At 70.7% G+C, this 6,737-nt stretch carries 5 protein-coding genes and 2 pseudogenes; 3 read left to right on the top strand and 4 right to left on the bottom strand.

Annotated elements, in window-relative coordinates; genetic code table 11:
- Positions 1–359: pseudogene (locus K8V84_RS22660) on the top strand (MFS transporter); the annotation flags it as partial.
- A gap of 210 nt (positions 360–569) precedes the next feature.
- Positions 570–713: pseudogene (locus tag K8V84_RS22655) on the top strand (SAM-dependent methyltransferase); the annotation flags it as partial.
- Between the two features lie 336 nt (positions 714–1,049).
- On the opposite strand, the gene K8V84_RS22650 reads toward K8V84_RS22655, so the two are convergent.
- The 4 genes from K8V84_RS22650 to K8V84_RS22635 all read right to left on the bottom strand — a co-directional run bounded on the left by K8V84_RS22650 (position 1,050) and on the right by K8V84_RS22635 (position 5,796).
- On the bottom strand, positions 1,050–1,688 hold the full coding sequence (locus K8V84_RS22650; RefSeq protein WP_369696654.1) for a class II aldolase/adducin family protein: 639 nt from the start codon (positions 1,686–1,688) through the stop codon (positions 1,050–1,052).
- Positions 1,689–1,696: 8 nt separating this feature from the next.
- Positions 1,697–2,938, bottom strand: coding sequence for a 3-oxo-tetronate kinase (gene otnK, locus K8V84_RS22645; protein ID WP_304078492.1), 1,242 nt, complete (start codon positions 2,936–2,938; stop codon positions 1,697–1,699).
- Positions 2,939–3,035: 97 nt separating this feature from the next.
- Positions 3,036–4,409: a GntP family permease gene (locus tag K8V84_RS22640; protein ID WP_304078489.1), complete on the bottom strand. Its 1,374-nt coding sequence runs from the start codon at positions 4,407–4,409 to the stop codon at positions 3,036–3,038.
- A gap of 1 nt (position 4,410) precedes the next feature.
- On the bottom strand, positions 4,411–5,796 hold the full coding sequence (locus tag K8V84_RS22635; RefSeq protein WP_304078486.1) for a homoserine dehydrogenase: 1,386 nt from the start codon (positions 5,794–5,796) through the stop codon (positions 4,411–4,413).
- A 167-nt stretch (positions 5,797–5,963) separates the two neighbouring features.
- On the opposite strand from K8V84_RS22635, the gene K8V84_RS22630 reads away from it, so the two are divergent.
- A partial coding sequence (locus K8V84_RS22630; protein WP_304078483.1) for a DeoR/GlpR family DNA-binding transcription regulator occupies positions 5,964–6,737 on the top strand: 774 nt, incomplete at its 3' end.

Below are 6,737 nucleotides of genomic sequence, written 5' to 3'. Positions count from 1 at the left end.
CGATCTCCATCGCCATCGCGACCCTCGCCTGGTTCGGAACCGTCGCGGCGGCCGCCGGAGTGGCGATCGCCCTGTGGGGCGTGTCCTACGGCGGGCTCTCGGTCGGCGCGCAGTTGTGGATGACCACCGCGGCCCCGGATCGTATCGAGCACGTCACCGGTCTCTGTGTCGGGGTGTTCACCGCCTCCATCGCCCTGGGCGCCTTCGCCGGCGGCCTGATCGTCGAGGGGGCGGGGATCGTGCCGTTGCTGTGGAGCGCCGCCGTGCCGGCCCTGGCCTCGCTGATGGTGGGACTCATCGGACCTGGACCCGAGCGGCCCCACACGGCCGAGACCGCAACACCCGAAGTGGGGTCATGACGCAGGACACGCCCTGGACCGCTCCGCCCCGTGTGCGGAACCGTCGGATACCCACCCCGCCGATCCGGGCCTGCCGTCGGAGGGACATCGGCCGGGGACGGTGCCACGAAGGACGAGCGCCGGTCCACGAACCAGCAGGCCACTCCACCGGCCGCCGTGCCGACCCTCGAACGGGGCGTGCCGGTCCATGGCATCGAACCGTCCGAGCACATGGTCGAACGCCTACGCGACAAGGTCGACGAGGGTACGCTGCCGGTGACCCTCGGGGAGACGGCCACCACGGTCGGGCCGGGCGAGTCCACCCTCCTCGACCTGGTGTTCAATACCACCTCCCACCTGCTCACCCAGGCCGAACAGGTCGAGTGCTTCCGCAACGCGGCCCGTCACCTCTCACCCGGGGGACGGTTCGTGGTGGAGTCGGGCGTGCCCGACCCACGGCGTCTCCCGCCCGGCCGGGAGGCCTCGGGCTTCGCCTTCGAGACGGGATCACCGGCCTCACCCTCGAATCCCGCCACGCCGACCGGCGCGGGGGCGCATTCGTCGCCGAGACCCCTTCCCACGTGTCCGTCCACCGGCTGCCCACCGCGGGGTGAACACCACGATCGTGCACGTGAAGAGCCTGGCCGGTACACCGGTGGCCGGGTCCGGTCCCGTCCTCGAACCCGGGCCGGGTTCGAGGACGGGGGACGCTCACAGGTCCCAGGTCGTCCCGTAGCGCAGGGTCAGTTCCCGCACGTCGTCGGGGGACAGGACCGAGAACTCCCGCCCCTGAAGGGCCACGACGATGCGGGAGGCCTCCTCCAGCTCCACGGCCCCGTCCAAGGCACCGGTCGCGTTGTCGGCCGCCACCAACGAACCGTGGTTGGCCAACAACGCGGCGCTGAACCGACCGGGCAACACGGCCACGTTCTCGGCCAACCGGTCACTGCCCGGCGCGGCGTAGGGGACCAGGGGAGCCTGACCGACCCGCATCACCAGGTAGGGGCTGATCGGGGGCAGGGCCGAGTTCGTCGACCAGGCGGGCAGGCAGGAGGCCGCGGTGGCGTGCGGCGAGTGCAGGTGCAGCACCGCCCCGGAACCCTCGACCCTGTCGTACATCGCCAGGTGCAGGGGGAACTCCTTGGAGGGTGGCGGCCCCTCCAGGTGCCGCCCCCGCTCGTCCAGCACGGACAGCTCCCTCGGGCCCAGGGCCCCGAGGGAGACCCCGGTGGGGCTCATCAGGATCCGGTCGTCGACGCGCACCGAAACGTTCCCCGAGGATCCGGGGCTCAGCCCGGATTCGACGGCGCGGCGGCCCACCGCGCACAGTTCCTCGGCGGCCTTCTCCATGTGCGGCTTCACCGGCCCGCCTTCCACGCGCGTACGAAGAGGTCCTCGGCTCCGAAGTTGCCGGACTTGAGCATCAGGTGCAGGGCGTCGCCACCTCGGTCGGCGAGCATCCACGCCACACCGGGATCCACCTCCGGACCCAACGCCAGCGGGCCCACGTCCAGGCTCCGCACCACGGCGCCGCTGGTCTCACCACCCGCGACGAGCAGGGAGCGCACCCCCGACTCGACCAGTCGCTTCGCGATCAGGGCCAGGGCCTCCTCCATCAACGGGGCGTCCGCGGTGTCGACGACGTGCTCGGGCGCGGCGGTCGCGTAGACCACGAACGGGGCCGAACCACCGTCCAGGGCCCGGCCCACGATCCGAGAGACCTCCCCGTCGAAGTCGGCGCGCAGCGCGGAGGGGAGGAGACGATCACCGTCTCCGTGGGCGAGCGCGTGGCGCACCTGCCCCTGGGTGGCCCGGGAGGCGCTGCCGGAGAGCACCACCCGGGGCCCCTCGGGCAGGTTGATGGGGCGCGGACCCGAGGTCCGGGGGCCGCGCAGCCCCGCGGCCAGGGCGCTTCCCCCGGTGAGCACGCGCAGGTGCTCACTCGCCCGGGCGAGCGTGTCCAGGTCGGCCTCGTCCAGGGCGTCGACGACCACGAACCGGGCGCCGTCGGCCCGGGCCTGTTCCAGGGCCGCGCGCACCGCGTCGACCCCGCGGTCCACCACGGGCCAGGGAACGAGCGCGACCTCCTCGCTTCCCCCGCGAACCTGCGGGGACAGCAGCCTCAGCAGGCTGGAATCGGTCATGGGGGTCAACGGGTGGTGGCGCATCGGTGACTCGTCGAGGGGATCGTCGCCCACGAAGAGGTGACCGCGGTAGACGGTGCGTCCGTTGGCGGGGAACGCCGGGGCGACCACCGTCAACGGTTCGTCGAGAGCGTCGAGCACCGCCTCGCAGACGGGTCCGATGTTGCCCCGCGGGGTCGAGTCGAAGGTGGAGCAGTACTTGACGTAGAACCGTTCGCAACCGGCGCGCCGCAGCGCGGCCAGTGCGTCGAGGGAGACCTTGACGGCCTCGTCCACGGGCACGGTGCGCGACTTCAGCGCCACCACCACGGCGTCGGTCCCGTCGGGGACGGGGATCGTCCCGACGGTGCCCTCGTCGCCCAGGACGACGGTGGTCCGGAAACCGGCCGTCGTGAGAGTGATCGCGATGTCGGTCGCGCCGGTGAGATCGTCGGCGATCACGCCGAGGGTAGCCATGGGGTCCTCCTGTGGTCGGTTCTTGCGTGGGTGAGGACCGCTCCCGTGCCGCGCGGCACGGGAGCCGGGGCAGGGAGCGGTCGAAGGGGAGGGCGGCTCAGACGACACCGAGCGCGATCATGGCGTAGAGCACGGCGAACCCGGTCACACCCGAGATCACCGAGGCGACCCCGATGGAACGGATGCCCTGGCCCACCGTCATGTTGGACAGGGTGGTGGTGACCCAAAAACCCGAGGAGTTCGCGTGCTTCATGATCTGTGCCCCGGTCGCGCAGGCGAGGTAGACCACGAGGGGCGACAGGTCCAGCGAGGGGATCAGGGGCTGCATGATGGCCGCGGAGGTCATCACGCCGAGGATGTTCGAACCGGTGATCGAGCACACGGCGGCGGCCACCAGGAACGGGATGATGATCGGTGACAGGCCGGTGCTCTCGATGCTCCCGGCCACGCTCTCCGCCACACCGGTCTCCCGGATGATGGTGGCCAGCGCGCCGCCCACACCGGTCAGGGCCAGGGGCATCGCGGCGATGCGCAGCCCGGACTCGAACAGGTCGTTCAGGGTCTCCTTGTCGCGCCAGCGGCCGCGGAACAGCGGCAGGGCCAGCAGGCAGGCCAGGAACAGGGCCAGGGTCGGCTCACCGAGGAACAGCACCAGACCGGTGATCCAGGAGCCCTCGGGCAGGACCGGGGCGGTCAACGAGGCGAAGACGATGAGGACGATGGGGGCCAGGATCGGCACCAGGGAGCCGAACAGACCCACCCGGGGAGCGTCGGTCCCATCGTCGGCGGCGTCCGAGCCACCGCCGCCGGCGGAACCGCCGGCGCTGACCAGGTGTTCGACGAACTCGGGCTTGGGCGCCACGTGGGTCTTGATCCGGGAAAGGTAGAGGGTCGCGGCCAACACACCGGGAACGCCCACCATGAGCCCGTAGAGGATGGCCTCGCCCATGGACACCTCCAGCAGGGAGGCGGACGCGAGGGGACCGGGGCCGGGAGGAACCACCGAGGTCATGACGTAGGCGCCGATGTAGAGGATCGGCCCCAGCCTCATCATCGAGATGCCCGTGCGGTAGGCCAGCGCGGACACGATCGGGATCAGCATGACCACCGCGGTGTCGGCGATGAGCGGGATGCCCAGGACGGTCGAGGCCAGGGCGATGGCCCAGGGGACGCGCTTTTCGGCGAACATGCGCAGCGCGGTCTCGGTGATCTTCATGGCGGCACCGCTCAGTTCGAGCATCTTGCCGAGCACACAGCCGAAGATGACCAGCAGACCGACGCTGGCCAGGGTGCTGCCGAAGCCCTCCTTGACCAGTTCGATGGTGGCCGACCCGCCCATGCCCAGGACGAGCCCGAGCGCAACGACCACGATGAACAGCGTGGCCACGGGATGGACCTTGAACCGTGCGATGAGCAGGATCAGGACGAAGATGGCGGCCAGGAACGCCAGGAGGGTGGAGAGGTCGGACATGTCATCGGTTCCGATCGCTGATGCGGGTGCGGGCGTGGCGCCACGCGTCCAGGAGGGTGGTGTCGGGGTCGGCGAGGTCCTCGATGCCGATCAGGGCGCCGGAGGGGACGTCGCGGGCCAGGGTGGCGTGCGCCGCCAGGTACAGCGGGGCCACGTCCTCGGGGGCGTGCGCGGTGTCCAACAGGACGGCGGCCACACCCTCGACCTCGTGGTGGTGCCCGCCCATGTCGAGTCGGGTGCCCGCCTTCAGGGCCTCCCGGGCGCGTCCGGCGAGGACCGCGTGCGGGGCGGGGTGTCGTTGCCCGGCCCCGCGGTGGTGGTCGACCGCGTCCAGCAGACTCAGCGGCGTTTCGACCCCCATGAAGTGGTAGGGCAGGTACATGCAGGCGTAACGCCCGGAGCGGGAGACGATGTGCCCCTTCTGGGCGAGCAGTTCCCAGGTGACGGGGTCTCCGGTGCGCACGATGGCGAAGACGCCGCCGGCGAAGGAGGCCTCCTCGGGCAGGCGCAGCACGCTGAAGACGTCCACCACACCGTCGGTGGTGAGGATGCCTCCGTCCTCGCCGCGGGCGTAGACGTCGGCCAGCTCGGCGGCGCGGGCGACGGGGTAGTGGAGTGACTCCACGTCCGGTACCAGACCGGTGTGGTTGGCCACGACCGCCATCTCGCAGTGATCGGCGGCGGCCGAGCGCTTGAGGCCGGCCACGGCGTGGGCGCGTGCGGCCAGGGTGCCGAGGACGTCCTCGCCCAGGGTCAACAGGTCGCCCAGTTCCGGAGCCTCGATCTCCTGGTCGAGTTGGCGCACCCGGCCGGTGGCGGGGTCGAACACCAGGTCGTACTCGCCGGACTTGCCGATCGCGACGACGTTGAGTCCGAGCCGCAGGGCGCGTTCGTACCACTCGATGAGGTTGGCCGGCTGGTCGCCGATCCCGGGGGTGTAGACCACGTCGTGTTCGCGGGCCAGGTCGGCCAGGGCGATGCCCGAGACGGAGTCGACCTCCTTGGAGACCATGACCACGTGGCGCCCGGTCTCGATGGCCCCGCGTGCGGCCTCGGTGCCCACCCGCGGGTTCCCGGTGGCCTCGACGAGTACGTCGTGGTCGGCCCGGGTGAGCAGGGCGATGTCGGCCACGACCGCGATCCGGTCCGGGTCCAGGGCGGCCACCTCTTCGGGGGTGGCGCACACCTGCAGGTCGGAGCGGTCATAGCCCAGCTCTACGCACAGGTCGATGGTCCCGGTGGTGTCGAGGTCGCACAGCGCCGCGGGGCGCAGCCGTTCGATGCGCGTGGTCTGTGCCAGCAGCGTGCGCGCGAACCCGCCCCGCGCTCCGGTGAGCGCGTACCGCACGGGGGAGGGCGGCGCGGAGGTGGCGTCGGTGCCTTCCATGGTTCTCCTTCTCTCACCTCACGAGTGGCGCGTGGTGCGCCGGCGTCGCGAAGGCAATGAGCAGAGTTTTAACACTAACGGAACATATGAGTCAACAATACTCACAGCCGGGATCATCTGGTAACTATCGGTACCATGATGGGTGTGAACAGACCTGAAGGAGGACGATGATCCCGGCGCAACGGCGTGACCTGCTCCTACGTGAGCTGCGCGGCACGGGTGTGCTGAGCGTCAGAGAGCTCTGCGAGATCCTCGACGTCTCACACATGACGGTGCGCCGCGACATCATGACGTTGGAGGAGGAGGGTAAGGTCCGCTCGGTCCCCGGTGGGGTCGAACTGGCCTCACAGGTGCGATCCGAACCCTCCTACCGGGACAAGTCCCGGGTGGACCTGGCGGAGAAACGGGCCATGGCGCACGCGGCGGCCGAGGTCGTGGGGCAGGGCCAGACCGTCTACCTGGACGCGGGAACCACCCTGGGACAGCTCGTGCCCCTGTTGTGGCACGTCACCGGACTGACCGTCATCACCAACGACCTCACCACCGCGGCCTCCCTCACCGATCACCCGGACGTGACCCTGTACCTGGTCGGGGGGCAGATCGACCGCGAGAACCGGTCCTCGGTCGGTGACATCGCCGCCGACACGGTCGCCGAGTTCAACATCGACGTCGCCTTCATCTCGACGAGCTCATGGGACCTGCACCGGGGCTCGACCACCCCCTCCCGCTCGAAGGTGGCGGTCAAACGCGCGGCCATGGCCGCGGCCTCGTCCTCGGTCCTGGTGGCGGGCGCCGACAAGTACGGCGCCTTCGGCACGTTCAAGGTCGCACCGCTCACCGGGTTCACCTCGGTGATCACCGACGACCGCCTTCCGGACGCCTCGGCGCGGGCGGTACGCGAACTCGGGGTCCCCCTGGAGATCGTCACGCCCCGGCGTGAG

This window comes from Nocardiopsis listeri (genome assembly GCF_020741345.1).
Classification (GTDB): Bacteria; Actinomycetota; Actinomycetes; order Streptosporangiales; family Streptosporangiaceae; genus Nocardiopsis; species Nocardiopsis listeri_A.
This window is presented reverse-complemented; position numbering and strand designations above follow the sequence as displayed.